The organism is Amycolatopsis albidoflavus (genome assembly GCF_039525725.1).
Lineage (GTDB): Bacteria > Actinomycetota > Actinomycetes > Mycobacteriales > Pseudonocardiaceae > Amycolatopsis > Amycolatopsis albidoflava.
In genome coordinates this window covers 1-26,500 of record NZ_BAAAHV010000003.1, presented here as the reverse complement: position 1 = coordinate 26,500, position 26,500 = coordinate 1, and the positions used below count along the sequence as shown (strand labels likewise).

The following is a 26,500-nucleotide window of genomic DNA, read 5'->3' as shown; positions in this document are numbered from 1 at the left end:
CGGCCGCCGCACGCCCGGGTTCCGCTGATCCTCTGGTTCCCCGCCGTCGCCGCGCTCGCGCTCGTGGTGCTGCCGGTCGTCGGCCTGCTGGTGCGGTCCGATCTCACCCGGCTGCCGTCGCTGCTGGTCACGTCCTCGTCGCTGAACGCGCTCCGGCTGTCGCTGGTGACCGCCGCACTGTCCACAGTGGCCTGTGTGCTGCTCGGCGTCCCGCTGGCGATCGTGCTGGCCCGCTCCCGGGTGCCGGGCGTGCGGATGCTGCGGTCGATCGTCTTGCTGCCGCTCGTGCTGCCGCCGGTGGTCGGCGGCCTGGCCCTGCTGTACCTGCTGGGCCGCAAGGGTTTCCTCGGCATCTTGATCAACTGGCTGACCGGCGAGCAGGTGCCGTTCACGACGGCCGCGGTGGTGATCGCGCAGACGTTCGTGGCGATGCCGTTCCTCGTCGTCAGCCTGGAAGGCGCGCTGCGCGGCTCCGGCGACCGCTACGAGCAGGTCGCTTCGACGCTCGGCGCACGCCCGTGGACGGTGTTCCGCCGGGTGACGCTGCCGTTGCTGCTTCCGGCGCTGGGTTCCGGCGTGGTGCTGAGCTTCGCCCGCGCGCTCGGGGAGTTCGGCGCGACCATCACGTTCGCGGGCAGCCTGGAAGGCGTCACCCGGACGCTGCCGCTCGAGGTCTACACGCAGGCCGAAGTGGACATCGACAGCGCGGTCGCGCTCGCGTTGCTGCTCATCGCGGTCGCGGTCCTGGTCATCGCGGTCGCGCGGCCGCGGTCGTGGGAAGGCGGGCTGCGGTGACGCTTTCGGCGAGGCTGGCGCTCACCCGCGGCGAGTTCTCGCTCGACGTCGAGTTCACCGTGCCCGGCGGGTCCGTGCTCGCGCTGCTCGGACCCAACGGCTCCGGGAAGTCCACTGTGCTCGGCAGCCTCGCCGGTCTGCTGCCGGTGACCTCGGCCGACGTCACGCTCGCCGATCGGCGCCTCGCCGGGGACGGGGTCGACTTGCCGCCGCACGAACGGCGGATCGGCCTGCTGTCCCAGGACGCGCTGCTTTTCCCGCATCTGTCCGCAATGGACAACGTCGCGTTCTCGCCGCGCTCGACCGGTACCGGCCGGGCGGACGCGCGGGCGATCGCCTCGCGATGGCTGTCCGAAGTGGACGCGGCGGAGTTCGCGAACCGGCGGCCGAGCCAGCTGTCCGGCGGGCAGCAGCAGCGGGTGGCGATCGCGCGGGCCTTGGCGTCCGCGCCGGATCTGCTGTTGCTGGACGAACCGTTCGCCGCGCTCGACGTGGACTCGGCACCGGCGATCCGCGGCCTGCTGCGCCGGGTGCTGCGCGATGGCCCGACCACCGTGCTGGTCACGCACGATCCGCTGGACGCGCTGGCCTTGGCCGACCACGTCGCGGTGATGAACGGCGGCCGGATCGTGGAACGCGGGCCGACGCGGGAGGTGCTCGCGGCGCCTCGGACGCCTTTCACCGCGCGGATCGCCGGGCTGAACCTGGTGTCCGGAGTGGCGGTGACGGAAGGATTGCGCACGCCCTCGGGCGAGGTGGTGACGGGTTTGCTGACGCCGGACACGGTGGTCGGCGAGGCGGCGGTCGCGGTGTTCGAGCCGAACGCCGTCGCTGTCTACCCGCACGACGGCGAACATCGCGGCAGCCCGCGCAACACGGCCGACGCCCTCGTCGCGGCGCTGGAACCGCACGGCCCGGTCATCCGCGTCCGGACCGAGGGCGACGGCTGGGCACACGGCCTGACCGCCGACCTCACCCCGGCCGCGGTCGCCGAACTCGCGCTGGAGCCCGGCTCGGCGGTGACGCTGTCGGTGAAGGCCGCGACCGTAGCGGTGCATCCGGCCGCGGCCTCCTGAGGTTTTCTCCGCAGCCGCTGTGCGCGGCCCTGCTCCGGCAGAGGTCCGTGAGGGGAACCCTGAGGGACTCAGAGTCCCTCAGGGTTCCCCTCACGGACAGCACACTGCGCAGCCGCAGCGGTGGCGGATTGCGTTGAGCGGCTGGGGAAAACGCCGCGTTCAGGCGGCACTGCGCCCGCTGCGGAGACACGCCGAGGTGGAGTTGTGGTCCCGGGACGCGCCGAACGCCGCATCGAGTGCGCGCGGTGCCTCCGTTGAAGGCGGCACAGTCGGTGGAGGCCGCGACCGTGACGGTGCGCCCGGCCGCGGCCTCCTGAGCCGAGCGCCCCCCACGTGCGCTCGGCTCCCGGGTCAGCCGCCGTGGTGGTGGCCGCCGCCCGGGTGGACGTGGAACTTCGCCACCTCGGGCGGGTGCACGACGAACGGCCGCATCATTCCCTCGTCCTCGTGGTCGAGGATGTGGCAGTGGTACATGAACTCGCCGGTGCCGCCGCCGAACTGGCCGGCGACGCTCACCCACTGGCCGGGGTTCACGATGATCGTGTCCTTCCAGCCTTCCTCGTACTTTTCCAGCGGGACGTCGGCGAACCCGTCGATCGGCTTGGTGGTGCGCTCCGAAGCCGGGTCGAACGTCGTGGTGAAGCCGCGCCGGAAGAGCGCCTGGAATTCGGTCAGGTGAATGTGGAACGGATGCGCGGGCCCGCCGTTCGCGACGTGCACGATGTTCCACACCGCCCACTTGTCGTGGTTGATGAAGATGCCGGTGGTGTCGTCGAAGAGCCGCCCGATCATCCGGAACGTCTTGAGCCCGCCCGCCGGGTCCTTGATCTGGATGATCCCCTTGCCGCCCGGATCGGCGTCGACCTGTTCGAGGTCCCACATCTCCGGATGCCCGCTCGCGTTGAGCAGCAGCGCGACCCAGACGTGGTCGTGGTCCTCCGGCAGCGTCGAACCGTGCTTGATCCGGACGTAGGACGTCGAGAGCTTTTCCGGCAGTTCGAACGAATCGTGCTTCGGGCGGCTGTCCACCCGGAACTCCATCACGTCCGGCTCGACCCCGCCCGGTTTGGCGTTGCGCAGCTTGACTTTCCGCCCCTTGAACCGGCTGAAGTCGATCAGCACGTCGAACCGCTCGGCGGGCGCGACGGTCAAGCCGCCGGACGGCAGCGGCGCGGGCGCGGGCAGCAACCCGCCGTCGGTGCCGATCAGGCGGACGGCGTCGTTCTGCGGCACGTTGTTCTCGTCGACCAGGTTGAGCGTGAAGAACCGGTCGTTGGCCGCGTTCAGCACCCGGAAGCGGTACCACCGCGCGCTGACCTCGAGATGCGGCCAGATCACGCCGTTGACCAGAGTGAACGGGCCGGAGAACGGGATCATCGGCCCGTTCGGCACGTACGGGAACTTGTACAGCAGCTGCCCGGTGAGCTGGCCGGTCGCCGGATCGATGTCGAGGTTGCGGTCGGCGAGGATCAGCGGGAGCTCCCGATCGCCGCGCGGCAGGTCGAGTTCGTCCTCCTCGTCGTCGCGGATCAGGTACATCCCGGCCAGGCCCGTGTGGACGTTGAAGCGCGTGATCGCCATGGCGTGGTCGTGGTACCAAAGCGGCATCGCCTGCTGCCGGTTCTGGTACTCGACGAGCTGCGAAGTGCCCTGGAGACCGGCGTTGTGCGCCCAGCCGTCGTTGCCCGCGTTGGTGCGGGCTCCGTGCAGGTGGACGACGGTCCAGGCGGGCAGGTCCGCGACGCCGTCGACGATCGAGTAGCCGGGCCGGTCGAGTTCGCGGCCGGGGCGGGTGGTCGGCCCGTCGGTCACCGGACCCTGCACGGCGACCAGCGGGATCTTGCCTTCTATTTCGTTCGACCACGATATCCGCAGCTGTTTGCCGCTGCGCACTTCGATTGTCGGACCCGGGAAATGTCCCGCATAAGTCCACAATGTCGTCGGCGGCAATTGCGAGTGCAGCTGCTGCTGCTTCGCCGTCATCGGAATGGTGATCATGTCCTGTCCCCACCACGGCGGCCGCAGCACCGGCGGAACCGGAAGCGGGTCGAGGAACTTGGTCAACCCCCAGGTGGGCCCGGTGATCGGGCCCACGGTTGCCGGACGTTCGGCAATTTCTGTCATGTGCTTTCTCCCCTTCAAAGCAAGGGGCAGGAAGAATTGCGCAACGACCATTAAGCCGATGCTTACGGAAAAGATTCCCCCGAACCCCCTCGGTGACCGGGAGCGCGACTCCCCTCGCGTTGCCCGGCAATTTCCACTGTAGCCGTTTTCCTCGTATGCCGCAGACGTCTCGCGCGCGTGATAGATTTTCGCGCATGAGCGAAGGCCGGTGGACGTATCTCTCCGACATGGACGGTGTGCTGGTCAGGGAGGAACACCTCGTCCCGGGGGCGGACGAGTTCCTCGCCGAACTGCGGGACAACGATATCGACTTTTTAGTGCTCACCAATAACTCGATCTACACCCCGCGCGACTTGCGCGCGCGGTTGTTGCGCACCGGATTGGACATTCCGGAGGAGTCCATCTGGACCTCGGCGCTGGCCACCTCGAAGTTCCTCGCCTCGCAGCGGCCGAACGGCTCGGCGTTCGTGATCGGCGAGGCCGGGCTCACCACCGCGCTGCACGAGGTCGGCTACGTGCTGACCGAACGCGACCCGGACTACGTCGTGCTCGGCGAGACCCGCACGTACAGCTTCAGCGCGATCACCCGCGCGATCCGGCTGATCGAGGGCGGCGCGAAGTTCATCGCGACCAACCCGGACGCGACCGGCCCGAGCGTCGAGGGCTCGATGCCCGCCACCGGTTCGGTCGCGGCGCTGATCGAGCGGGCGACCGGCCGCTCGCCGTATTACGTCGGCAAGCCGAACCCGCTGATGATGCGCTCGGCGCTGCGCAGGCTGGGCGCGCATTCGGAGTCGACGCTCATGATCGGCGACCGGATGGACACCGACGTGCACTCCGGGATCGAGGCCGGGCTGCAGACCATCCTGGTGCTCACCGGCATCTCGAACGAGGAGTCGGTGGAGAATTACCCGTACCGGCCGACGAAGGTGATCGGCTCGGTCGCCGACCTGATCGGGCGAACGCTCGACCCGTTCGGCGAAGGCTGACCGCCCACCGCCCGGGATCAGGGCATATCGTCGAGCGATGAGCGTCTATGTGGTGGGCGACGTCCACGGGCACCGGGACGCCCTGGTTGACGCACTGCGCGCCGAGGGCCTTGTCGACAGCGACGGCAAGTGGGCCGGCGTCGACGACCGGTTGTGGTTCCTCGGCGACTTCACCGACCGCGGCCCGGACGGCGTCGGGGTGATCGATCTCGTGCGCGAACTCCAGGAGCAGGCGGAGGAGTCGGGCGGCTCGGTGCAGATGCTGCTCGGCAACCACGAGATCCTGCTGCTCGGGATGTACCACTTCGGCGACCGCCCGGTGCCGTCCGACTTCGGGCCGCGCAGTTTCGCGCGCAGCTGGGAGATCAACGGCGGCCTGCTGTCGGACCAGGACCGGCTCACCCCCGAGCACATCGAATGGCTCACCGAACGGCCGCTGGTCGCGGTCGACGAGGACCATCTGCTGCTGCACTCGGACACCCTCGAGTACCTCGACTGGGGCGAGGACCTCGACGCCATCAACGCGACCGCGCGCGACATTCTCTCCGGCAGCAACATCGAGGCCTGGTGGGACGTGTGGCGCCGGATGACCACCCGGTACGCCTTCCGCGGCCCGGACGGCGAGGAGAACGCGGACCGCCTCCTCGACGCGCTGGGCGGTTCGCGGATCGTCCACGGCCACAGCGTGATCGCCGACCAGCTGGGCATCCACCCGACCCAGATCGAAGGCCCGTACCTCTACGCCGGCGGGAAAGCGCTGGGCATCGACGGCGGCCTGTTCGTCGGCGGGCCGTGCCTCGTGGTGAAGCTGCCCTTCGAGCCGGAGGATTAGTCCGCCGGGGCGTACCGCAGTTCGAGGATTCCGGACGGGAAGGCCGTGCTTTTCACCAGCCGCAGCCGTCGGGCCTCGTCCAGTTCCGGGAAGAGGGCAGCGCCCTTGCCGGTGACGGCTGGGAGCACCCACAGCCGGTACTCGTCGACCAAGCCGAGCTTGATCAGCGAGTGCAGGAACTCGGTGCCGCCGGCGGCGACGAGATCCTTGCCGGGCTCGGCCTTGAGCTTGGCGATCTCCACCGCGAGGTCACCGCTGGCGATGCGGGTCTCGGGCCAGTCGGCGGTGGCCAGGGTTCGGGAGAAGACGACCTTGGGGATCGTGTTCATGGCCTTGGCCGACGGATGGTCCGAGGTGGGCCAGAAGGCCGCCATGGCCTCGTAAGTGTTGCGGCCCATGAGGAAAGCCCCGGCGTCCCAGAGCTGGTCGACGAAGTATTCCTCCTGTTCGGGGTCGTCGGTGGCCGTCATGACGTCGCGGATGCCGTTGTCGGCGTCGGCGCTCTTGCCGTCGAGCGAGACGTAGAAACCCAGGACCAGCTTGCGTGTCGTTGTCATGCGGCTCAGCTTGCTGCCGATGATTTGAGTTGTCAAGACAAAATTATTTTTCGGTTGGAAGTGCTGATCCGCCGCGAGGTGAACCGGGTGTCCGGTTGACCTCGGGCGGATCAGGACCTCACGCGTCCACGATCTCCTTGCCCAGCGGCATCAGCGAGATCGGGATCATCTTGAAGTTGGCCAGTCCCAGCGGGATGCCGATGATCGTGATGCACTGCAGCACCCCGGTGACCAGGTGGCCGATGCTGAGCCACAGCCCGGCGACCAGGAACCAGATCACGTTGCCGACGAACGAGCCGACCCCGGCCTCGCGCCGGTCGACCACCGTGCGGCCGAACGGCCACAGCGCGTAGTTCGCGATCCGGAACGACGCGATGCCGAACGGGATCGTGACGATCAGGACGCAGCAGATGACTCCGGCCAGCAGGTAGCCCAGCGCCATCCAGAAACCGGCGAGGACCAGCCAGATCACGTTCAGAATCAGTCGCATCAGACGTACAGCTCCCCGCTCGCTACGGTGACGGCCTGTCCGCGCAGCAGCACGCGGTCGCCTCGGACTTCGGTGCGCACGGTTCCGCCCCGCGCGGAGATCTGCTGTCCGACGAGAGTGTTCTTGCCCAGCTGCCCGGCCCAGTACGGGGCCAGCGAGCAGTGCGCGGACCCGGTGACGGGGTCCTCGTCGACGCCTACGCCGGGGCCGAAGAACCGGCTGACGAAGTCGTCGCCCTGTGCGGTGATGATGAGCCGTCCGGTCCAGGTGGCGCGCAGGGCGTCGAGGTCCGGCGCGGCGTCCCGGACCGCTTCGGCGCTTTCGAGCACCACGAAGAGGTTCTCGCGCGCTCGCCCGGTGAATTTCGCGGGCAGGTCGAGGATGTGGGTGAGGTCTTCGCCGGTCTCGACGGGCGGGTCGGCGGGGAAGTCCAGCTCGATCCAGCCGTCGGCCTTGGTGCAGGTCAGCTGGCCGCTGAGAGTGTCGTAAACCTGATGCCCGCCAAGGACATGCGTGACGGCGATGGTGGCGTGCCCGCAGAGCGAGACCTCGTCGGTCGGCGTGAACCAGCGGAGCGATTTCGCTCCTTCGCCGGTGTTGACGACGAAGGCGGTCTCGGAGTGCTTCATCTCCGCCGCGACCTGCTGCATCCACCTGGCGTCCGCGGGCTGTTCGAGCACGACGACGCCCGCCGGATTGCCGGCGAAGGCTTGGTCGGTGAAGGCGTCGACGAGGTGGAATTCGTTCTGGGCACTCGGGTCCATGGCACCGATCCTGCTCCGCTGAGCGGGCGAAGGCATCGGGGATTAGCCCTGAATTCTCAGCGCACGCCCTCTTCGATGGTCTCCAGCAGCCATTTCCGCAGGTGTGTGCCCGTAGAAGGCGTGAAGTGCAGCCGGAAGCCGCCGTCGGCCAATGGTTCCGAAAACGTCAGGTACCGCCCGCCGTCGGTGTCCACGAACGTCGCCGTCGAGATCGGGCGCAGCGTGCCTTGTCCTGGCCGCAGCGAAAGTTCCACGGTTCCGTGCCGGTGCAGCGGCCACTGCGAGTACCCCGCCAGCGCGTCGCGGTCCTGGCGCGAGGGGGCCGGCACCGGGGCGTTGCGTTTCGGCGCCGGGGCTTGGGTGATCGCGACCGGGGAAACGGGCAGCGCCGGATACGGCGGGAACATGCTCAGCACCAGATCCACCAGCCGCTCCGGCCGGACCTGCCGGAAGCGGAGCCCGTCGTCGACCTGCTCCGAGAACACGCCGAGACCCTCGCCGATGCACGCGCGGTACAACACCGTCTCGGACGGCAGTTCGGCCGCGCGCACGATGATCAGCACGTCCGGCCTCGTCCAGGCGCGCAGGGTCGCTTCGACGTCCCGGTCGAGTTTCTCCGCGTCGGCGAGGCCCCGGCCGCGCAGCGCGGTCCACGCTTCCTCGGTCAGCCGGTTGTGCTCGGTCATCGTCGCGCCCGCGCTGCGGATCTCGAACGGATGCCACGACGCGGGCAGCCCGGTGCGCCGCACCGCCACGTCGGTCTCGGTCCAGCCCAGGGAAAATTCCTCTGGCAACGTCCCAGTCCCCTCGTGCACGAAACAACCCGCACCGAGGGTAGCGGAACGCGCACGGCGTCCGGTCGTTCGTGCGAGCGCACCCCATAACGAGGGTGGCGGAAAGGTCCGAAATCAAGCTTAGACTCAGGCTCGTCGACGAAGACCGCCATCGGGAGGCACCCATGCCTGACGCGCCTGCACTGCCGAGTTACGCCTCCGGGACCTCCAGCGTCCCCCTGCTCGGCGACACGATCGGGGACAATTTCGACCGCACCGTGGCCGCGTTCGGCGACCGGGACGCGCTCGTCGACCGTGAGGCAGGCGCCCGCTGGACCTACCGCGAACTCGCCGCCGAGGTCGACACTCTCGCGCACGGGCTGCTCGCGTCCGGCATCGGCAAGGGCGACCGGGTCGGCATCTGGTCGCCGAACCGGGCGGAATGGACGTTCCTCCAATACGCGACGGCGAAAATCGGCGCGATCCTGGTCAACATCAACCCGGCCTACCGTTCGCACGAATTGCAGTACGTGCTCAACCAGGCGGGCATCCGGATGCTCGTGGCGGCGGACAAGTTCAAGACGTCTGACTACGCCGCGATGATCGAGGAGGTGCGGCCGAACTGCCCCGGCGTCGAGGCCGTCGTGCTGCTGGGCACTTCCTCGTGGACCGCACTGATGGATTCCGGCCGCGGCGGCGACCCGGCGAGGCTCGCGCAACTGCAGGCCGGGCTGTCCGCGGACGATCCGATCAACATCCAGTACACGAGCGGCACCACCGGATTCCCCAAGGGCGCGACGCTCAGCCACCACAACATCCTCAACAACGGCTATTTCGTCGGCGAGTTGTGCAATTACACCGAGCAGGACCGGGTCTGCATTCCGGTGCCCTTCTATCACTGCTTCGGCATGGTGATGGGCAATCTCGCGTGCACCAGCCACGGTTCGTGCATGGTCATCCCGGCCCCGGCGTTCGACCCGAAGGCGACGCTCGCCGCGGTCGCCGCCGAACGCTGCACGTCGCTCTACGGCGTGCCGACGATGTTCATCGCCGAGCTGAACCATCCGGAGTTCGAGACGTTCGACCTCGGCTCGCTGCGCACCGGCATCATGGCCGGATCGCCTTGCCCGGTCGAGGTGATGAAGCAGGTCATCGACCGGATGGGGATGACTGAAGTGTCCATTTGCTACGGCATGACCGAGACGTCGCCGGTGTCCACGCAGACCCGCGCCGACGATTCGGTGGAGCGCCGGGTGTCCACTGTGGGCCGCGTGGGCCCGCATCTGGAGTCCAAAGTGGTCGATCCGGAAACCGGGCTGACCGTGCCGCGCGGCACTCCGGGCGAACTGTGCACCCGCGGCTATTCGGTGATGCTCGGCTATTGGGAGGAACCGGAAAAGACCGCCGAGGCGATCGACGAGGCGCGCTGGATGCACACCGGCGACCTCGCGATCATGGACGACGAGGGCTACCTCAACATCACCGGCCGGATCAAGGACATGGTGATCCGCGGCGGCGAGAACATTTACCCGCGCGAGATCGAGGAATTCCTCTACACGCACCCGGATGTGCTGGACGCACAGGTGATCGGCGTGCCGGACGTCAAGTACGGCGAGGAATTGATGGCCTGGATCCGCATGCGCGAGGGCGCGGAAGCGCTGACCGCGGAGGCGGTGCGCGAGTTCTGCCAGGGCAAGCTGGCGCATTACAAGATCCCGCGTTATATCCACGTGGTGGAGGAATTCCCGATGACGGTGACCGGGAAGGTACGGAAGGTGGAAATGCGCCAGCAGTCGGTGACCTTGCTCGGGCTGGAGCAGGCGGCGTCGCAGAAGCACGCGTGACCCTGATGAGTGTTTAGGCCGGTTAGCGCGGATACCCGGGCTGGCTGCCTGCGGTAGCGACCCAATGAGGTTTTCTCAGTGGTGCGGTGTGCGGCGGGTTCGTTGTAGCGGTGGCTGGCCAGGGGATGCGGAGCACCGCCTGGCCAGCCGGGTCGCGTGGCTCTGCTCCTGCCGAAAGTCCGTGAGGGGAACCCTGAGGGACTCTGATTCCCTCAGGGTTCCCCTCACGGACCTCTGCATCACGCGTCAGGCCGGCCGCACGACGCGAGAACCCCGCGCAAACCGGGGTCTCCCGCAAGGCTGCGCGGTGGCATGCGGCGCGGGGCGGCTGACAGCTGCGGCGGCGGCCGACCCTCGCCACGACGCGCCGCTCTCCGCGCCCGCAGGCGTCCTTCACGGACCTCCCCAAGGCCCGCTGCTGAGAAAACCCCAATGTGGCATTGGGTGCGTCAGACGCACCCAATGTGGCGTTCGGTGCGTCCAGCGCACCCAATGCCACATTGGGGCGCAAGACCGCGCACCACCCGAACCCGCAAAGCACCGCGGCCTTGTGAGTGTTTATGCCGGTTAGAACCGGCATAAACACTCACAAGAGGGTCAGGCGGAAGCGGCCGCGGCGGCCTCAGCGAGGGCCTTTTCGTCTTCCTCGCCGAAGGTGTCCTCGAGCTGCTCAGGCGAGTAGTCGAGGTCGATCTGCTCGACCGGCGTGCCCCGCGCGGATTCGATCGCGCCGAGGCGGCGCTGGGCGCGGTCGGCGGCGTACTGGATCAGTTCCTCGGGGTCGTTGTCGAACGGGACTTCCTCGAACTGGTCCTGCACCCACTGGATCATGCCGAGCGCGTGCGGCAGCAGTTCGCCCATGCGTTCCTGCACGGCGTCCCACATCGCGTCGTCCGCCGCGACGTGCCGGCGGCAGGTGAACGTGCCCCACGCCATGTGCCTGCGTTCGTCGTCGCCGATGCGGCGCACCAATTCTTGCATTCCCGGCAGGATCTGGTTCTGCGTGCAGATCAGCTGCCACGAGTAGTACCCGGTGAGCGCGAGGCTGCCTTCGATCACATGGTTGTACGTCACGCTCGCACGAATCTGGTTGAGCGGACTGGGATCGGCCTCCAGCGCGCGCAGCGACTGCGGCAGCTCCTCGTAGAAAAGCTTGCGGTAGTGCGGGTTTTCCGCGACGTAGGGGTGCAGGTCGTCGTCCAGCCCGACGGCGTCCATCCAGCGCCGGAAGACCTCGACGTGCTTGGCCTCCTCGAAGCAGAACTGCGTCAGGTACATCTCGTCGCCGAACCGGCCGGTGGACGACATCGCGCGCATGAACGGCTGGATGTCCTCGGTCACCGCCTCCTCGCCCGCGATGAACTGCGCCACGAGGTAGGTGGTGGAGCGCTGCTGTTCGGGTGTCAGGCTTTCCCAGCCCGCGCGTTCCTGGCTGAAGTCGAGGTCCGCCGGGTTCCAGAACTTCTTGTTGCCCTTGACGAACAGCCGCAACGGGAACGAGTCCCAGTTCAGCCCGCCCTTGCGCAGGGACGAGAATCCGCTGCGCAGCTCCGGAAGCGTCTCGGTCATGACTGGCCCTCTCGTTTCACTCCATTGTGGACGAATTGGTCGATGGCGGGGGCGAGCACCGCGAGGACCGACTCGGCGGCCTCGGACGCGGTGTGCGTCGGCAGCACCAGATGGCTCAGCGACAGCCGGACCACCGTTTCGGCGAGCAGCGCGGCGGCGTCGGCCGTGAGCCGGGGTTCGAGCGCGAGGTACTGCTGCGTCGCGAGTTCGGCCGACGCGGTGAGGATCGGCTCGCCGCGCGAAGTCAGCAGGGGCAGCAGATCCTCGCCGGCCTCGGTGCCGAGCGCGGCGGCGATCAGCCGGTTCTCCCTGGCGTGTTCGATCGTGTAGACGACTGCGCCGCGGATGCCCGTGAGCAAACTCTCGGCGTCCTCGAACCGGCAGCGGATGCCGTCGAGGAATTCCGCCGCGACGCGCAGCGCGACGGCCTGCGTGAGCGCCGCCTTGCTGCCGAACTCGTTGTAGACCGTCTGCCTGCTGACCCCGGCTTTCGCGGCCACGTCGGCCATTCGCAGGCCCTGGTGGCCGCGGTCCGGGAGAAGATCCGCGGCCGCGTCCAGCAGCGTCTCGCGAAGCGTCGCCTTGGTCCGCTCGGTGAAGCTGGTCACACCGCCAGCTTGACACAGACTGAATCTGTGTCAAGAACCTTTACCTGGATGGTGCACGTGTACACATGCGCGCCGGAATTGTCGGTGCGGACGGCTACCGTGTGGGACGTGGGCATCACGGTGGGGTTCGACCTCGACATGACATTGATCGACCCGCGGCCGGGCATGGTCGCGGCGATGAACGCGCTGGGAAAGAAGTCCGGGCTGCCGTTCGACGGAGAGGCGTTCGCCGCCAACCTCGGGCCGCCGCTCGACCAGGCGCTGCGCGAGTTCGGCGCGCCGGAGGACCGGATCCCCGAGCTGATCTGGCAGTTCCGCGAGCTGTATCCGGAGACGGTCGTGCCGAGCACGGTCGCCCTGCCGGGCGCGGCCGAGGCGCTGGAGGCGGTCCGGGCGGCGGGCGGGCGGACGCTCGTGGTCACCGGCAAGTACGGGCCCAACGCGCAGATGCACCTCGACGCGCTGGGGATGAAGGTCGACGACCTGGTGGGCGAGCTGTGGTCCACGCAGAAGGCGGCGGCCCTGCTGGAACACGGGGCGCGGGCGTACGTCGGCGATCACCTGGGCGACGTGCGGGGCGCGCGAGCGGCCAACGCGGTGTCGGTGGGCGTGGCGACCGGGCCGTGCACCCGGGAAGAACTGACCGCCGAGGGCGCGGACGTGGTGTTCGATTCGCTGGTCGAATTTCCGGAGTGGTTCGCCAGGACGTTCGTGGAGACCGCGGTGTAACCCCAGCTCAGCCGTGCTTCCCGGCGCGGGCTTCCTGGATCAGGGCGATGAGCCCGAGCAACAGGCCGAGCGGGGTGATCACCCCGGCGGCCGCGCTGAGCCACACCGGCAGGTTTTCGAGTCCGGCGGCGAACAGCACGAACACCGTCGCCACGGCGAGCATGCCGATGGCGAACAGGCCGATGCCGAGCCGCATGAGGATCGGTTTGCCGGTCTGCTTCGCTGCGTTCTCCATGGGGTGAGAGTAACGGGACTATCCGCTTCTCCCCAGCGCCTGTGGCGAGATACGCTTGTCGGACGCGCGCCTCGAGATCGCTCGGGGCGCGTTCGTCGTGACCTGCACAGCAGAAGGACTGGTGAGGGAAGTGCCGACCGGCAAGGTCAAGTGGTACGACGCGGAGAAGGGGTTCGGCTTCGTCACGCAAGACGGCGGCGCCGACGTCTACATCCGCAAGGCCGCGCTGCCGCAGGGCGTGGAAGGCCTGAAAGCCGGCCAGCGGCTCGAGTTCGGCGTGGCCGACGGCAGGCGCGGGCCGCAGGCGCTCTCCGTCCGGCTGCTGGACCCGCCGCCGTCGGTCGCCGAGGCGCGCCGCCGTCCCGCGGAGGAATTGCACGGCCTCGTCGAGGACATGATCAAGCTGCTGGAGCTGAAGGTCCAGCCGGATCTGCGGCGCAACCGGTACCCGGATCGCAAGAACACGAAGCAGATCGCGGAGATCATGCGCGCGGTCGCGCGCGACCTCGACCCGTGATCGGCCACGCCACCGCTTGAAAAACGGTGAAGGGCTCCGCGCGGGAATCCCGGCGCGGAGCCCTTCACTGCTTTGCGAAGAAATCAGGCAGGCTGGACCTGCAGCGACCACAGCGCCGTCGTGACCGCTTCGGCGTCGTTCGGGTCGCCGGTGCGGCTGATCACCGAGGCCTGCGCGATCTCGACCACCACGATCTGGTCGTCCTTCGCGGGCGGGGTCGCGGTGTAGGCGTAGCGGTCGCGGGAGGTGATGATCTCCTCCTTGAGCGGTTGCGGCTCGCCCTTGCTGTTCACGAACTGCACGGTGACTTTCCACGGCGTCTCGGCGATTTCCTTCGGCACCGAGATCTGCACCGACCGGCCAGGGCGCACCTTGAGCTTGCCCGTCGCGCCGGGGTTGGCCGCGCAGACGCCGGATTTGATGTCGCAGTTGCCGATCGGGGCGGCGGTGATCGTGTGCCCGTCGGCGTAGAAAGTCACCTCGGCCGGGCCGGGCGCGGAACAGCCGGCCACCGCGAAACCACCGGCCGCGAGCACGGCCACCACCCGGGAACGTCGCATGGCCCGAGATTACCGGCGGCCTCGCGCCGGGCCGGGAGCGGGGAAGCTGCCCGTCGGCTCTGGGCGCAATGGGCGATTGCCGCCGAGGCCGGGCAGGAGCGAACCGCCGCGCTGCACCAGGAAGGTCTGCGCCAGGCCGACTGCCAGCAGCAGCGTCACGGTGAGGAAGCCGATCCAGTACGTCGGAGGCAGCAGCAGCCCGACCGCGCCGCCGAAGCACCACGACAGCTGCAGCACCGTCTCCGAACGTCCGAACGCCGACGCGCGGGACTGTTCCGGCAGATCCTCCTGGATCACCGCGTCGAGGCTGATCTTCGCCAGCGCACTGGCCGTCGCGCCGATGAGACCCACGATCGCCGCCGTGGCGAGGCCGGGCAGCAGCGTCGCGATCAACGTCGTCACGACACACGCCGCCACGCAGGCCACGATCACCTGGTCCGCCGAACCGAAGTGCAGCCGCGACCCCAGCGCGTTGCCGACGAATCCGCCGACGCCCGCCGCCGCGCCGATGATGCCCAGCAACAGCAGCTGCACGAACGGACTGTGCCCGGCGTGCTCGGTCTGCGCCTTCACCGCGAAGGCGGCGAACATCATCAGGAACCCGGTCAGCACGCGGACGGAACCGTTGCCCCACAAGGCAACGACGATGTGCCGTCCCATCGGCTGGCGCTGCCGCTTCTGTTTCGGCTCCGGCCGCGCGGACAGCGACGTCGGGACCTCGCCCTCGGTCACCTCGACCCACGCCGGGATCCGCATCGACTGCACGGCCGCGGCCACGCAGATCGCGGCGGTGAACCACAGCGCGCCGGAGGAGTTGGTGAGGCCGCTCACGCCGCTGGCCAGCGCGCCGAACGCGCCGCCCGCGATCAGGCCGAACACGGTGATCCGCGCGTTGGTCTTCGACAGCGTGATCTCCGGCGGCACCACGCGCGGCGTGACCGCCGCCTTCAGCACGGTGAACGACTTCGAGAGCACCATCATCCCGAGCGCCGCCGGGTACAGCAGCCAGTCGTCGAAGTGCAGCGCCATCACCACGGCCATCAGGCCCTGTCCGACCGACGAGACGCACATCGCCAGCCGGCGGCCGCGCTGGATCCGGTCCAGCGCCGGGCCGATCACCGGCGCGACGAGCGCGAACGGCGCGATCGTGATCAGCAGGTACAGCGCGACCTTGCCCTTGCTCTCGCCGCTGGTCGCGGCGAAGAACAGCGTGTTGGCCAGCGCGATCGCCATCGCCGCGTCGCTGGCGTAGTTCAGCATCACCGCGTACATCAGCGAGGTGAGACCGGACTTGTCCGCGCCGTCTGCCTTGGTGGCGCGCTGGAACGCGCCGACCGCCTTCCCGCTCAGCTGACGGCTGCGCAGCGCGGCGACCCGCGTGACGGTGAGCTTCTTCGGCAGCTTCGGAACCGACCCCGCGCCGGCGACCGCGGTGGTGTTGAAAGCCTCGTCCTGCTCGTCCTCGACGCGGGGCTCGCCCGCGTAACCGCCGGTGTCGTAGTGCTCGTAACCGGCGCTGCCGGGACGGTCGTCGTACGGCCGCGGGTGGACGGGCTCGGTGCGGTGCTCGCGAGGCGGGTACGGCCGCGCGCCGCGCGGGGGCGGCGGCGGACGGTGTCCCATCGGGACCGCGCCAGTGGGTGCTTCCTCTGCGTTCGGCGGGAACGGCGGCGCGTCGTCGTAGAACGCGCTGCGCGGCTCCGGCCGCCCGGGGTAAGCGCGCGGAGGACGCTGATCGACGTGCTCGGTCCGCGGTTCGGCCGGGCGGCCGCGGGGCGGTTCGGGCGGGATGCGCTCCGGCCGGGCCCGTGGCGGCTCCGGCGCGTACTGCGGCGGAGCCTGGCGAACGCGCTGGTCAACGGACTGATCGACCCGGGTCGGCGGGGTGTCGCGCCAGGACCGGGCCTGCGCCGCGCCGGGCTCGGGAGTCCAGCGGCGCTTCTTCTTCCCACGGCCTTTGCCCGACTGCCCGCCGAGGGGGCTGTCGGAACCGGAGCGCGAGCTGAAGAGTGCCACGGTTCAATCCTGCCTCATCGGGGTCCCGCCCCGCCCGCTCACGTGCCGGTTCGCTGATTTTCCGGGACGAACTTCACGCGGAACGACGACGGCCACAGCTTCCCGGTGAGGAGGAATTCGTCCGTGCCGGGGATCGCGGCGATGCCGTTCAGCACGTCCTCGCCGGGCCGGGTCGGCGTGCGGAGCCTGCCCGCGTCGATCTTCGCGGTGATCCGTCCGGTATTGGCGTCGATGCGCAGAATGGTGCCGGTCTGCCAAACGTTCGCGTAGACGGTGTCGCCGACGCACTCCAGTTCGTTCAGCTGATCCTGGCCGACCTCGACGGAACCGGTAACCGCAAACGTTTGCGGGTCACGGAACGTGAGCTGTGACGACCCATTGCTCATCACCAGCCGCCCGTTGGGCTGGTGACAAAGGCCCCAGCCCTCGCCGTCGTAATGCACGCGCCGCAGCTCGGCGAGCGTCTGGGAGTCGCGTTCGATGGCGATTCCGTCCCGCCAGGTCAGCTGCCACAGCTTCGGCCCGAGCACGGTGATGCCCTCGGCGAACAACGGCGAAGCGACTGTCACCTGTTTGGCTGGTGTTCCGCCGGCCGGGCCAGCGGTGAGTGCGGACTGCCCTTCGAGGCCGCGGCTCTCGTAGAGCGTGCTGCCCGAGTACTCGAGCCCTTCGGTGAAGGCGGTCGAGTCGTGCGGCAGCGTCCCGAGCACCTGGACGGTGAGCCGTTCGGGCTGGGCGGGCGTGGCTTGAGTGCCCGCGCATCCGCCGAGCAGGGCAGCGGCCACCAGGGGCCAGACGATCCGGGTTCGCACGAGGAACAGCCTGGCACGGGCGGCGCGGATGCGTGCGGCACAATTGGGGGTATGACGCTGCTGTTGACCCTGGACGACGGCTCTCTCCACCGGAAGCTCGCGGACGCCGTGGCGGTCGCGCGGGAGGCCGTACTGGCGGAAGCCCCCGCTGAACAGGTCGGCGAGCACGTCGGGGTGGGGCGCGAGGACGCGGTTTCCGCGAGCCACCTCTTCGAAGCGTCGGTGCCCGGCTACCGGGGCTGGCGCTGGTCGGTCACCGTCGCGGTGGCCGGACCGGACGAGCCGGTCACGGTGAGCGAGCTGGTGCTGCAGCCGGGCCCGGAGGCCTTGGTCGCGCCCGCCTGGGTGCCGTGGGAGCAGCGGGTGCGCGCCGGCGACCTCGGCGTCGGCGACCTGTTCCCCGCGGACAAGGACGACCCGCGCCTCTCGCCCGCGTACCTCCAGTCGGACGACCCGGCCGTCGAGGAAGCGGCCCACGAGGTCGGCCTCGGCCGGGTGCAGGTCCTCTCGCGCTACGGCAGGTCCGACGCGGCCGCCCGCTGGCACGGCGGAGAGTTCGGCCCGCGCTCGGACATGGCCCGAAGCGCCCCCGCGACCTGCGGGACCTGCGGTTTCTTCGTGCCGCTGGCGGGGTCGCTGCGCGGCGCGTTCGGTGCGTGCACGAACGACATCGCGCCCGCGGACGGGCATGTCGTGGACGTGGCCTACGGGTGCGGGGCGCACTCGGAGGTGCGGGTCGAGGTGACTTCCTCGGTCCCGGTCGCGGAGCTGGTTTACGACGATTCGCTGATCGACTTCACGCCGGTCCCGGAGCCTGCCCCGGAGCCGGAGGTCGTCGCGGACCCAGTCGTGGTGGAGGAAGCGGCGGCTGCTGCGGCTGAGGAGACCGCGGCGGTCGCGGCGGTGGAGCCGGAGGCGGCCGCGGAAGTGGCTGTTGAGGAGGCTGCGGCTTCGGAGGCGGCTGAGGTTTCGGACGCGGTTGAGCCGGTTGCGGCGGAGACTGCGACCGAGGAGACGGCGGCGAGCGAGCCGGTTGCGGCGGAGGTTGCGCCGGAGGCGGCGGGAGAGAAGCCGGTTGAGAATGCGGTGGCCGAGCCGGTGGTTGCTGAGGAGCCGGCTGCGGATGCTGCCGAGCCGGTCGCCGCTGAGTCTTCGACGGCAGACACTGCCGCGGAACCGGAGACCGCGGAGACGCCGGCCGAGCCCGGAGAGCCGGAGACTGGTGCGGTTGCCGAGCCGGTCGTCACTGAAGAACCGGCGGCGAGCGCTGCTCCCGAGCCGGTCGAGGGTGTTGTCGAGGCTTCGGCGGCGGGTACTGCCGCGGACGTTGTCGTCGAGTCGGTCGCTGCTCCGGCCGGCGGCGAAGAGAACTCCGCGCAGCAGCACGGCGACGACTCCGACGGGAGCGATGTCCTCCGGTGAGCGAAGTCGCTGGGGGAGCGGCTGATCCTTTCGGGACAGCTCGCCTGCGGGAAGCGGTCCTGAGCGCCTGGCGCGACTCGCCCACCCGCTTCATCGAGGACACCAACTCCGAGCGCGACCTTCGCGTCGGCGCCTACCGTGATCGGCTGTTCGTCGAACTCGCGCAGAACGCCGCCGACGCCGCGCAGATCGCCGGTGAGCCGGGGCGGATTCGGGTGTCCGTTGTGGACGGTGAGTTGCGGTTCGCGAACACCGGCGCGCCGTTGGACAACCGAGGGGTCGAATCGCTGGCGTCGTTGCGGGCGTCGGCTAAAGAAGGGACTGTCGGGCGGTTCGGGGTCGGCTTCGCGGCCGTTCTCACTGTCACGGACGAGCCGCGAGTCGTCTCTGCTACCGGCGGGGTCGCGTTTTCGGCGCAGCGCACGCGGGAGGAATCCGGGCGGGACGGCGACGTTCCGGTGCTGCGGCTGCCGTTTCCCATCGAGGAACAGCCGGCCGACGGGTTTGTCACCGAAGTGCGGTTGCCGCTCAGGGAATCCGGGCAAGAGCTGCTCGACGGGCTGGCGAACGAGATCGAGGATCTCCTGCTGGCGCTCCCGTGGCTCGCCGAGGCCGAAGTGGACGGTCGCAAGTGGACTCGAAGCGGCGAGGAGATCGTCGAGATCACTTCGCCGAGCGGGCACAAGCGTTGGCTGAAGCACGGGTCCTGGGCGGTTCCGGTCGACGCCGACGAGGTTCCGCAGCCGCTTGAGGAAGATTTGCTGCACGCGCCCACGCCGACCGACGAAGGGCTTTCGCTCCCGGCTCGGTTGATCGCGGAAGTGCCGCTGGAGCCGTCTCGGCGGCGGGTGCTTCCCGGGGAAGAGCTCACTCGTGCGCTGGAGAAAGCAGCGAGCGAGTATGTCGAGCTGGTTCGGGCGGTAAAGGCAGAACACCGACCAGCGCTGGTTCCCGCAGCGGGCTTTCCGCAGTCCACTGTGGACGCGAAGCTGAAAGAACTGGTGTATGCCGAGCTTGCGCGGAAACCTTGGCTGGCCACAGTGGACGGTCAGGAAGTCTCCGGACAGCAGGCTCGGGTGCTCGACATCGACGGGCTGGCTCCGTTGCTCGCGGACGTCATCCCGGGTCTGGTGCAGGCGAATCCGCGACTGCTCAAGCCAGTCTCCGCGAACATTCTCAGTATCGGCGACGTTCTTGAAGTCCTGACTGGCATCGACCGCGAACCCGGTTGGTGGCAGAGGCTGTACGCCGCGCTGGCGGTCGCCGTCGAAAGTCACGCGCTCAGCGCGAATCAGCTGGACGGCCTGCCGGTTCCGTTGTCGGACGGGCGGACGTTGCCGGGCGTCAAGGGCGCGCTGCTGGTCGACGGAAGCAGCGAGCTTCGCGAGCTTCTGTCCGATGTGGACGTTCCGGGGCTGAGGTTGGTGCATCCGGGCGCGGCGCACCAATTGCTGGAACTGCTGGGGGCCAAGCACGCTGACGCGCAGCAGTTGCTCGAAGCGGAACAGCTGCAGTACGCGGTGGAGCACAGTGTCACCGACGTTCAGTCCGGTTTGGACGGAATGAACCTCGCCGGTGCGGTACTCCGGCTGGTCGCGGATTGCGGGAACCAGGCGCCGGAGTGGATCGGCGCACTCGCCCTTCCTTCGGAGGACGGCTGGCGGCGCGCGGACGAGTTGATGCTGCCGACGTCGCCGTTGCTGGAAGTGATCGACCCCGAGGTTTTCGAGCCCGGTGGCGCGCTTTCCGTGCTGGACGAGGAATTCGCCGAGGATTGGCTGGCCGAGACCCTCGTCGCGGCGAAGGTGCTCGACTCGTTCGCGGTTGTGCTGGACGAGGAGCCGCACGAACCCGATCATCACCTGCCGGACGAGGAGCAGTGGTGGGACTCGTTCGAGCAGCCGCCGACGACGGTGGTGTCCATTCGGGACCTCGACCTTGTCGCGGACGACGCTTGGCCCGACGCGCTGCGGCTGATCGCGGCGCGGCCGGAAACGTGGCAGGCGCTGCACAGCCCGGACGGTCACGCGGGCTGGTGGCTCGCGCGCTACGCCCTGCTGGCCGGGGAAGCGCCCGGCGCGTGGCGGCTCGCTTCGGCGACCGCGCTGGCGGGGCTGTACGACCCGGTGCCGGATCTTGAGCTGAGCGACGATCTGCTCCGCGCCGTCGGTGTCCGGACCGGGCTGGATCTGGAGACCGCGGAAGACGTCACCGATCTGCTCGAACGGCTCGGCGATCCGCAGCGCACGCCGACGCCGGGGCTTGTCGCCCGTGCGCACGCGGCGTTGGTGGCCGCGCCGATAGCGGTGTCCGACGTCGACGCGCCGGCACGAGTCCGCGCGGCGGACGGGAGCGTCGTCGAGGAAGCCGTGGTGCTGGACGTGCCGTGGGTCGCGGCGGCACTCGAACCGGCGAGGATCCTGGTCGCGCCGGTCGAGCCGGAGCGGTTGGCGGAACTCCTCGACGTCCCGGTCGCGAGCAGTCTCAAGGCCGAGGTCGAGAGCACCGGCGAGTACGTCGCGTGGGCGGACCTGCCTGCCCTCGCGCTCGCGGCGGATCAGCTCGGCATCCCGCTGCCGGACGGTGGCGTGCTGCTGCACGATCCGCTCACCGTGACGGTCGACGGCGAAACGACTGAGGTGCCGTGGTGGTCCGACGACCGGCTGCACGCGGCGGACACGTCCGAGGGGCTGGCGCGCGCCTTCGCCTGGGCGAGCGACCACTGGGGCGAGCGCTACCGCATCACCGCGCTGCTGGAAGACCCCGCGCCGCGCACCCTGCTGAACTGAGGTCGTGAGTGGCAAAGCCGGTGAGAACCGGCGTAGCCACGCACGAGCCCTAAAGCCGCTGCGCCGATTTGGACCCGCGCCGGGCCGCCGCGCGCTGCCAGAAAATGATCCCGAACCCGATGAACCCGAGCGCGATCCCGGCGACACACGTCTGTAACCACACGCCCCCGCTGGTGAAGAAAAGCACCACGAGCGCGACAAGCCAGAGCGCAGTACCTACGATCACCACCGGCGTCAGGTCGGTGAGCCGCTTCGGCAGGTCCGGCGTGTGCCGCAAGGCGGCCGGAGCGTCCGGGGCACTGGTCGGTTCGTCCACGAGCCAGAGTTTACCCGGACGGAAACAGCGAGACAGGCGGGGAAATGGCGGAGCAGCGCGAACGGGCGGGGTCCACTCTGGACCGCTTCTTCCGGATCAGCGAACGCGGGTCGAGCACCGGGCGGGAGATCCGCGGCGGCGTGGTCACGTTCGTGACGATGGCCTACATCGTGGTCCTCAACCCGCTGATCATCGGCAGTTTCGCGGCGGACACCCCGTCCGCGCACAAGGACGTGCTCGGCCACATCCTCCCGGTGCCGCAGGTCGCCGCGGTGACCGCGCTGGTCGCCGGCGTGCTGACGATCCTGATGGGGCTCGTCGCGAACTATCCGTTCGGCATCGCCACCGGGCTCGGCATCAACAGCCTGCTCGCGGTCACCATCGCGCCGCAGATGAGCTGGCCGGAGGCGATGGGCCTGGTGGTCATCGAGGGCGTGATCATCGTCCTGCTCGTGCTCACCGGGTTCCGCACCGCGGTGTTCCGCGCCGTGCCGCCCGCGCTGAAATCGGCGATCGCGGTCGGCATCGGGCTGTTCATCTGCCTGATCGGCCTGGTCGACGCCGGGTTCGTGCGCCGGCTGCCGGACGACGCGCACACCACGGTGCCGGTCGGGCTCGGCATCGGCGGCTCCATCGCCTCGTGGCCGACCGCGGTGTTCGTCGTCGGGTTGCTGCTCACCGCGGTTCTCGTGGCCAAGCGCGTCAAGGGCGCGATCCTGATCGGCGTGCTCGGTTCGACCGTGCTGGCGATCGTGGTCGAGGCGATCGTGAAGGCCGGGCCGTCCAACGGCACCGACCCGAAGGGCTGGAACCTCGGCTATCCGGCGCTGCCGAGCAAGGTCATCGGACTCCCGGACCTGTCGCTGGTCGGCGACGTGTCGTTCGGCGCGTGGACCCGGCTGCCGATCATCACCGTGGTGCTGCTGGTCTTCACCCTCGTCCTCGCGGACTTCTTCGACGCCATGGGCACGATGACCGGCCTCGGCAAGGAAGCGGGACTGGTCGGCAAGGACGGCCAGTTGCCGAACGTCGGCAAGGCGCTGTTCGTCGAAGGCCTCGCGGGCGCGGCCGGCGGGTTCGGCTCGGCCAGCTCGAACACGGTGTTCGTGGAATCCGCGTCCGGCATCGCGGAGGGCGCGCGGACCGGCTTGGCGAACGTCGTCACCGGCCTGCTGTTCATCGCCGCGATGTTCCTGACCCCGCTGTATCAGGTGGTGCCGGTCGAGGCGGCCGCTCCGGCGCTGGTCGTGGTCGGCGCGCTGATGATGGCGCAGGTCCGCGACATCGACTTCACCGATTTCAAGATCGCGCTGCCCGCGTTCCTCACCATCGTGGTCATGCCGTTCACCTACTCGATCGCCAACGGCATCGGCGCCGGATTCGTCAGCTACGTCGTGATCCAGGCGGTCACCGGCAAGGCCAGGAAGGTGCATCCGCTGATGTGGGTGATCGCGGTGGCGTTCATCGCGTACTTCGCCGTTGGCCCGATCGAGGCCGCACTCAGCTGACCGGCGTAAACCGACCGCCCAGGTCGTGAGGTATGCTAACTATATGTCCGGCGACCCGCACGAGCGTTCCTTGGCGAGCCGCTTGCGTCTCGCGGTGGTGCGGCTCAACCGCAGGCTCCGGGCACAGCGGGTGGCTGACGACGTGTCGCTCACGCAGATCGCGGCGTTGTCCACCCTGCACAAGTGCGGCCCGCTGACCCCAGGTCAGCTCGCCGCGAAGGAAGGCGTCCAGCCGCCCTCGATGACGAGGGTCATCGCCGCGCTCGAGGAGATGGGGTTCGTCGAGCGCAGGCCGCACCCGACCGATGGCCGCCAGGCCATCGTCGAGCTGTCCGACGACGGGCTCACGTTCGTGCGCAAGGCCATCTCGGTGCGGGAGGCGTGGCTGGACCGGCAATTGGCCGAACTCGGCGAGGAAGAGCTCGAAGTGCTCTCCCGAGCCGCGGAGATCATCGACAGGATGGCGGGGAACTAGCACAGGTGACCACCACGGGTAGCGAAACAGGATGTCCGGCCCAATCCACTGCTACCCGGGACACGGCACCGCCGCCGTCCGGCTCCGCTCCACCCGGCACCTCCGCACCGGCCGGGAAATCGTCTTCCGCGGCTGAGACCGCCCCGGAAGCTAGCGGCCCATCGGGAACCAAGACCCGCCGCACGATGTTTTCGTCGCTGCGCGTGCGGAACTACCGGCTGTTCTTCAGCGGCCAGGTCATCTCGAACATCGGCACCTGGATGCAGCGCATCGCCCAGGACTGGCTGGTGTTCACGCTGTCGGGCAACGACCCGGTGGCGCTCGGCGTCGCGGTCGCGCTGCAGTTCATCCCGACGCTGCTGCTGTCGCTGTGGGCGGGCGTGCTCGCCGACCGCGTCGACAAGCGCAAGCTGCTGATGCTCATCCAGGCGGTGAACTGCCTGCAGGCCGTGCTGCTCGGCGTGCTCGACCTGACCGGCGTGGCCCAGCTGTGGCACGTGTACCTGCTCTGCGTGATGCTCGGGACGACCTCGGCGATCGAGGTGCCGACGCGCCAGTCGTTCGTCGCCGAGATGGTCGGCCGCGACCAGGTGGCGAACGCCGTCGCGCTGAACTCGTCGATCTTCAACATGGCGCGCATCGTCGGACCGGCCATCGCCGGGTTCGCGATCACCTGGGTCGGCACCGGCTGGCTGTTCATCGCGAACGCGGCGAGCACGCTCGCGGTGATCACCGGGGTCGCGCTGATGAACCCGGCGAAGCTGTTCCGCGGTCCGGCGATCCCGCGTGCCAAGGGCCAGCTGATGGAGGGCCTGCGCTACGTGCGTGGGCGGCCGGATCTGGTGACCGTGATGGTGCTGATGTTCTTCGTCAGCACGTTCGGCATCACCTACTTCACGTCGCTGCCGATCGTGGCCGCGAACGTCTTCCACACCCAAGCCGACGGCTACGGCCTGCTGTCCACCCTCGTCGCGGTCGGCACCTTCACCGGTGCGCTGGCGTCGGCGAGACGTGGGGTGAAGAGCCAGCCGAGGGTTCGGCTGATGCTGGTGTCCGCGGCGCTGCTCGGGGTGTTCGAGTTCGCCACCGCGTTCATGCCGACGTACCTGGCGTTCGGGATCGGGCTGATCCCGCTCGGCTTCGCCACGATCACCTTTCTGAACACGGCGAACGCGCTGGTTCAGACATCGGTGTCGCCGGAGATGCGCGGCCGGGTGATGGGCATTTACGTGCTGGTGCTGATCGGCGGGAACCCGATCGGCGGGCCGATGACCGGCTGGATGGCGGACGCGTTCGGCGGCCGGTCGCCGTTCTACATCGGCGGCGCGGTCTCGGCGATCGCGGCGGTGGTGTGCGCGGTGGTGCTGATCCGGCGCGGCGGCGTGCGGCTGCCCCGACGGCTCGGCAACGGCCTGCGGATCCTGCCCCGGGAACGGGTCTGACCTGCGGTAATGGCTGTCAAAGAGGGCGGAGGCCGCCGAAAGTTGTCACTCGGGCGGGTGAGACTGAGGTCTCCGCTGGGACGGTCTTGCTTCCATTGGTGAGGTTAGGCTAACCTCATGCATGTCCGCTTCGTGGTGGGAGCGGCAGTCAGTTCGGGAACGGACAGAGCCCCGCAACCTGGGAACCCCGGGAGGCGGGGCTCTGTTCATGGTCGGGGGACCGGGCGGATGGGGCAAGGGGGTCCAGTGGCTGGGTTCTCGTGAGTGGCTAGGCCGGTTCTAACCGGCTTGAACACTCACGACGTAGTCAGCGCGTCGCCAGAGGCCCCGAGCGGGTGCTCGCCCGGCCGCACCGGCAACCGGCGCAGCCGCAGGCCGAAGTACACGTGATACGCCAGCCGCACGGCCTCGTCGTTCGGCAGCAGCACCTCGTGCCGCACGCCGTCCACCGTCTCGATCAGCCGGTCTCCGGACAGCGTCACCCGGCCTTGGGCGGTCGGCCGGGAGCAGGTCAGGGTCTGCGTGAAGTGCGATTGCGGCGACGTCGACTGCCACCACGCCATCGGCCCGAAGTCCGACAGCTGCCGCGGGCGGCGCTCCAAGCGGTACTCGGGCTTGCCGTCGCGCAGGACGTCCACGTCGCCGTACGGAGCGTCCAGGATGAGGTAGTCGCCCTCTGGGTCGCTCTGCGGCTCGACCGCGGACAGCGCCAGCGGCTGCCGGCTGAACTTGCCGAAGCCGACGTCCACCAGGTACTGCTCGTCGTCGAGCTGGACGAGGATGGCGGCGTGGTCCAGCGGCGGGCCGGGCACGCCGGCGTCGTTGAAGACGCGAGCCGCGTGCAGCGTCGCGGCGAAGCCCAGCTCTCGCAGCAGGGCGACGAAAAGACCGTTCAGCTCGTAGCAGAATCCGCCGCGACGGCGGCGCACGAGCTTGTCGAAGAGTGCTTCTTCGGTGAGTTCGACGGGTTCCCCGAGGTGCACGCTCAGGTTCTCGAACGGGACGTGCATCAGGTGTCGTTCCTGCAGCTGGCGCAGCGCGGCCAGGTCTGCCGCCGGAGGCACCGGCAGGTCCAGGCGAGCGAGATAGGCGTCGACGTCCATGGGTTCCACTCTCACACCTCCAGTGCACTCCAGGTCAAGCGAAATAAAGGGGGCCCGGCCGTGGCGAGGCCGGGCCCCTGGGGCGCAGCGGGCCTCAGCCGAGCAGGAGGCCGTTGCCGCCGGCGACGGCGTTGTCGAAGCGCTTGGAGATCTCG

Annotated in this window: 25 protein-coding genes; 12 read left to right on the top strand and 13 right to left on the bottom strand. The window is 69.1% G+C overall.

Translation table 11 applies throughout. From position 1 onward, the window contains the following. Positions 1–27: 27 nt before the first annotated feature. Entirely contained in the window at positions 28–795 is a 768-nt protein-coding gene (locus tag ABD156_RS01095) for an ABC transporter permease (RefSeq protein ID WP_344266648.1), read from the top strand. After that, positions 792–1,871: a sulfate/molybdate ABC transporter ATP-binding protein gene (locus tag ABD156_RS01090; protein WP_344264839.1), complete on the top strand. Its 1,080-nt coding sequence runs from the start codon at positions 792–794 to the stop codon at positions 1,869–1,871. Before ABD156_RS01095 ends, ABD156_RS01090 begins: the two co-directional genes overlap by 4 nt. Before the next feature lie 351 nt (positions 1,872–2,222). Here the strand turns inward: ABD156_RS01090 and ABD156_RS01085 are convergent, their stop codons facing one another. After that, positions 2,223–3,995, bottom strand: a complete 1,773-nt coding sequence (locus tag ABD156_RS01085) for a multicopper oxidase domain-containing protein (RefSeq protein ID WP_344264836.1) — start codon at positions 3,993–3,995, stop codon at positions 2,223–2,225. A gap of 194 nt (positions 3,996–4,189) precedes the next feature. On the opposite strand from ABD156_RS01085, the gene ABD156_RS01080 reads away from it, so the two are divergent. Both ABD156_RS01080 and ABD156_RS01075 read left to right on the top strand, forming a co-directional pair. Next, positions 4,190–4,984, top strand: a complete 795-nt coding sequence (locus tag ABD156_RS01080; RefSeq protein ID WP_344264833.1) for an HAD-IIA family hydrolase — start codon at positions 4,190–4,192, stop codon at positions 4,982–4,984. A gap of 37 nt (positions 4,985–5,021) precedes the next feature. Beyond that, positions 5,022–5,816, top strand: a complete 795-nt coding sequence (locus tag ABD156_RS01075; protein ID WP_344264830.1) for a metallophosphoesterase — start codon at positions 5,022–5,024, stop codon at positions 5,814–5,816. Here the strand turns inward: ABD156_RS01075 and ABD156_RS01070 are convergent. The 4 genes from ABD156_RS01070 to ABD156_RS01055 form a co-directional block, all read right to left on the bottom strand. After that, on the bottom strand, positions 5,813–6,373 hold the full coding sequence (locus tag ABD156_RS01070; RefSeq protein ID WP_344264827.1) for a dihydrofolate reductase family protein: 561 nt from the start codon (positions 6,371–6,373) through the stop codon (positions 5,813–5,815). The genes ABD156_RS01075 and ABD156_RS01070 overlap by 4 nt on opposite strands. Before the next feature lie 118 nt (positions 6,374–6,491). After that, positions 6,492–6,863, bottom strand: a complete 372-nt coding sequence (locus tag ABD156_RS01065; RefSeq protein WP_344264824.1) for a YccF domain-containing protein — start codon at positions 6,861–6,863, stop codon at positions 6,492–6,494. Further along, positions 6,863–7,627 carry a PhzF family phenazine biosynthesis protein gene (locus ABD156_RS01060; protein ID WP_344264821.1) on the bottom strand — a complete coding sequence of 255 codons (765 nt, stop codon included), beginning with the start codon at positions 7,625–7,627 and terminating at the stop codon, positions 6,863–6,865. The genes ABD156_RS01065 and ABD156_RS01060 overlap by 1 nt, the downstream gene beginning before the upstream one ends. A gap of 56 nt (positions 7,628–7,683) precedes the next feature. Then, positions 7,684–8,442, bottom strand: coding sequence for an ESX secretion-associated protein EspG (locus ABD156_RS01055; protein ID WP_344264818.1), 759 nt, complete (start codon positions 8,440–8,442; stop codon positions 7,684–7,686). A 143-nt stretch (positions 8,443–8,585) separates the two neighbouring features. Here ABD156_RS01055 and ABD156_RS01050 point away from each other — a divergent pair, with 143 nt between their 5' ends. After that, complete coding sequence (locus ABD156_RS01050) at positions 8,586–10,244, top strand: AMP-binding protein (protein WP_344264815.1); 1,659 nt, start codon at positions 8,586–8,588, stop codon at positions 10,242–10,244. A gap of 597 nt (positions 10,245–10,841) precedes the next feature. Here ABD156_RS01050 and ABD156_RS01045 read toward each other — a convergent pair. Both ABD156_RS01045 and ABD156_RS01040 read right to left on the bottom strand, forming a co-directional pair. Beyond that, entirely contained in the window at positions 10,842–11,813 is a 972-nt protein-coding gene (locus tag ABD156_RS01045) for a R2-like ligand-binding oxidase (RefSeq protein ID WP_344264812.1), read from the bottom strand. Further along, on the bottom strand, positions 11,810–12,421 hold the full coding sequence (locus ABD156_RS01040; RefSeq protein ID WP_344264809.1) for a TetR/AcrR family transcriptional regulator: 612 nt from the start codon (positions 12,419–12,421) through the stop codon (positions 11,810–11,812). Before ABD156_RS01040 ends, ABD156_RS01045 begins: the two co-directional genes overlap by 4 nt. A 108-nt stretch (positions 12,422–12,529) precedes the next feature. Between ABD156_RS01040 and ABD156_RS01035 the strand changes: the two genes are divergently transcribed. Continuing rightward, positions 12,530–13,150 carry an HAD family hydrolase gene (locus ABD156_RS01035; protein ID WP_344264806.1) on the top strand — a complete coding sequence of 207 codons (621 nt, stop codon included), beginning with the start codon at positions 12,530–12,532 and terminating at the stop codon, positions 13,148–13,150. Positions 13,151–13,157: 7 nt separating this feature from the next. Here ABD156_RS01035 and ABD156_RS01030 read toward each other — a convergent pair whose 3' ends face one another. Next, entirely contained in the window at positions 13,158–13,385 is a 228-nt protein-coding gene (locus ABD156_RS01030; RefSeq protein WP_037807785.1) for a hypothetical protein, read from the bottom strand. A gap of 130 nt (positions 13,386–13,515) precedes the next feature. Between ABD156_RS01030 and ABD156_RS01025 the strand changes: the two genes are divergently transcribed. Continuing rightward, the gene (locus ABD156_RS01025; RefSeq protein WP_240601315.1) at positions 13,516–13,902 is read left to right on the top strand and encodes a cold-shock protein; all 387 of its coding nucleotides are present in this window, start codon (positions 13,516–13,518) and stop codon (positions 13,900–13,902) included. Positions 13,903–13,985: 83 nt separating this feature from the next. Here ABD156_RS01025 and ABD156_RS01020 read toward each other — a convergent pair whose 3' ends face one another. The 3 genes from ABD156_RS01020 to ABD156_RS01010 are packed head-to-tail and all read right to left on the bottom strand — an operon-like array spanning position 13,986 to position 17,290. Next, entirely contained in the window at positions 13,986–14,462 is a 477-nt protein-coding gene (locus tag ABD156_RS01020; RefSeq protein WP_344264801.1) for a DUF2771 family protein, read from the bottom strand. 9 nt (positions 14,463–14,471) lie between these two features. Continuing rightward, entirely contained in the window at positions 14,472–16,478 is a 2,007-nt protein-coding gene (locus ABD156_RS01015; protein ID WP_344264798.1) for an MFS transporter, read from the bottom strand. A gap of 38 nt (positions 16,479–16,516) precedes the next feature. Further along, positions 16,517–17,290, bottom strand: coding sequence for a glutaminyl-peptide cyclotransferase (locus tag ABD156_RS01010; protein WP_344264795.1), 774 nt, complete (start codon positions 17,288–17,290; stop codon positions 16,517–16,519). Between the two features lie 51 nt (positions 17,291–17,341). On the opposite strand from ABD156_RS01010, the gene ABD156_RS01005 reads away from it, so the two are divergent. Together ABD156_RS01005 and ABD156_RS01000 are read left to right on the top strand one after the other, a co-directional pair. After that, positions 17,342–18,712 (top strand): DUF3027 domain-containing protein, encoded by a 1,371-nt coding sequence (locus ABD156_RS01005; protein WP_344264792.1) that lies wholly within the window; start codon positions 17,342–17,344, stop codon positions 18,710–18,712. Then, positions 18,709–21,501: a sacsin N-terminal ATP-binding-like domain-containing protein gene (locus ABD156_RS01000; protein WP_344264790.1), complete on the top strand. Its 2,793-nt coding sequence runs from the start codon at positions 18,709–18,711 to the stop codon at positions 21,499–21,501. Before ABD156_RS01005 ends, ABD156_RS01000 begins: the two co-directional genes overlap by 4 nt. Before the next feature lie 49 nt (positions 21,502–21,550). On the opposite strand, the gene ABD156_RS00995 is transcribed toward ABD156_RS01000, so the two are convergent. After that, positions 21,551–21,778, bottom strand: a complete 228-nt coding sequence (locus ABD156_RS00995) for a DUF2530 domain-containing protein (RefSeq protein ID WP_344266641.1) — start codon at positions 21,776–21,778, stop codon at positions 21,551–21,553. Between the two features lie 83 nt (positions 21,779–21,861). On the opposite strand from ABD156_RS00995, the gene ABD156_RS00990 reads away from it, so the two are divergent. The 3 genes from ABD156_RS00990 (at position 21,862) to ABD156_RS00980 (ending at position 25,242) form a co-directional block, all read left to right on the top strand. Beyond that, on the top strand, positions 21,862–23,325 hold the full coding sequence (locus ABD156_RS00990) for an NCS2 family permease (RefSeq protein ID WP_344264787.1): 1,464 nt from the start codon (positions 21,862–21,864) through the stop codon (positions 23,323–23,325). Between the two features lie 43 nt (positions 23,326–23,368). After that, positions 23,369–23,800, top strand: a complete 432-nt coding sequence (locus tag ABD156_RS00985; RefSeq protein ID WP_037807762.1) for a MarR family winged helix-turn-helix transcriptional regulator — start codon at positions 23,369–23,371, stop codon at positions 23,798–23,800. A gap of 185 nt (positions 23,801–23,985) precedes the next feature. Beyond that, on the top strand, positions 23,986–25,242 hold the full coding sequence (locus ABD156_RS00980) for an MFS transporter (protein ID WP_344264778.1): 1,257 nt from the start codon (positions 23,986–23,988) through the stop codon (positions 25,240–25,242). 296 nt (positions 25,243–25,538) lie between these two features. Here ABD156_RS00980 and ABD156_RS00975 read toward each other — a convergent pair whose 3' ends face one another. Further along, the gene (locus ABD156_RS00975; RefSeq protein WP_344264773.1) at positions 25,539–26,345 is read right to left on the bottom strand and encodes an arylamine N-acetyltransferase family protein; all 807 of its coding nucleotides are present in this window, start codon (positions 26,343–26,345) and stop codon (positions 25,539–25,541) included. Positions 26,346–26,500: the final 155 nt, after the last annotated feature.

Coding starts and splice junctions, on each gene's coding strand:
- ABD156_RS01075 (WP_344264830.1), top strand. CDS start 5,022: ATGAGCGTCTATGTGGTGGGCGACGTCCACGGGCACCGGGACGCCCTG.
- ABD156_RS01080 (WP_344264833.1), top strand. CDS start 4,190: ATGAGCGAAGGCCGGTGGACGTATCTCTCCGACATGGACGGTGTGCTG.
- ABD156_RS00975 (WP_344264773.1), bottom strand. CDS start 26,345: ATGGACGTCGACGCCTATCTCGCTCGCCTGGACCTGCCGGTGCCTCCG.
- ABD156_RS01070 (WP_344264827.1), bottom strand. CDS start 6,373: ATGACAACGACACGCAAGCTGGTCCTGGGTTTCTACGTCTCGCTCGAC.
- ABD156_RS00985 (WP_037807762.1), top strand. CDS start 23,369: ATGTCCGGCGACCCGCACGAGCGTTCCTTGGCGAGCCGCTTGCGTCTC.
- ABD156_RS00980 (WP_344264778.1), top strand. CDS start 23,986: ATGTTTTCGTCGCTGCGCGTGCGGAACTACCGGCTGTTCTTCAGCGGC.
- ABD156_RS01045 (WP_344264812.1), bottom strand. CDS start 11,813: ATGACCGAGACGCTTCCGGAGCTGCGCAGCGGATTCTCGTCCCTGCGC.
- ABD156_RS01020 (WP_344264801.1), bottom strand. CDS start 14,462: ATGCGACGTTCCCGGGTGGTGGCCGTGCTCGCGGCCGGTGGTTTCGCG.
- ABD156_RS01030 (WP_037807785.1), bottom strand. CDS start 13,385: ATGGAGAACGCAGCGAAGCAGACCGGCAAACCGATCCTCATGCGGCTC.
- ABD156_RS01085 (WP_344264836.1), bottom strand. CDS start 3,995: ATGACAGAAATTGCCGAACGTCCGGCAACCGTGGGCCCGATCACCGGG.
- ABD156_RS00990 (WP_344264787.1), top strand. CDS start 21,862: ATGGCGGAGCAGCGCGAACGGGCGGGGTCCACTCTGGACCGCTTCTTC.
- ABD156_RS01060 (WP_344264821.1), bottom strand. CDS start 7,627: ATGGACCCGAGTGCCCAGAACGAATTCCACCTCGTCGACGCCTTCACC.
- ABD156_RS01050 (WP_344264815.1), top strand. CDS start 8,586: ATGCCTGACGCGCCTGCACTGCCGAGTTACGCCTCCGGGACCTCCAGC.
- ABD156_RS01065 (WP_344264824.1), bottom strand. CDS start 6,863: ATGCGACTGATTCTGAACGTGATCTGGCTGGTCCTCGCCGGTTTCTGG.
- ABD156_RS01005 (WP_344264792.1), top strand. CDS start 17,342: ATGACGCTGCTGTTGACCCTGGACGACGGCTCTCTCCACCGGAAGCTC.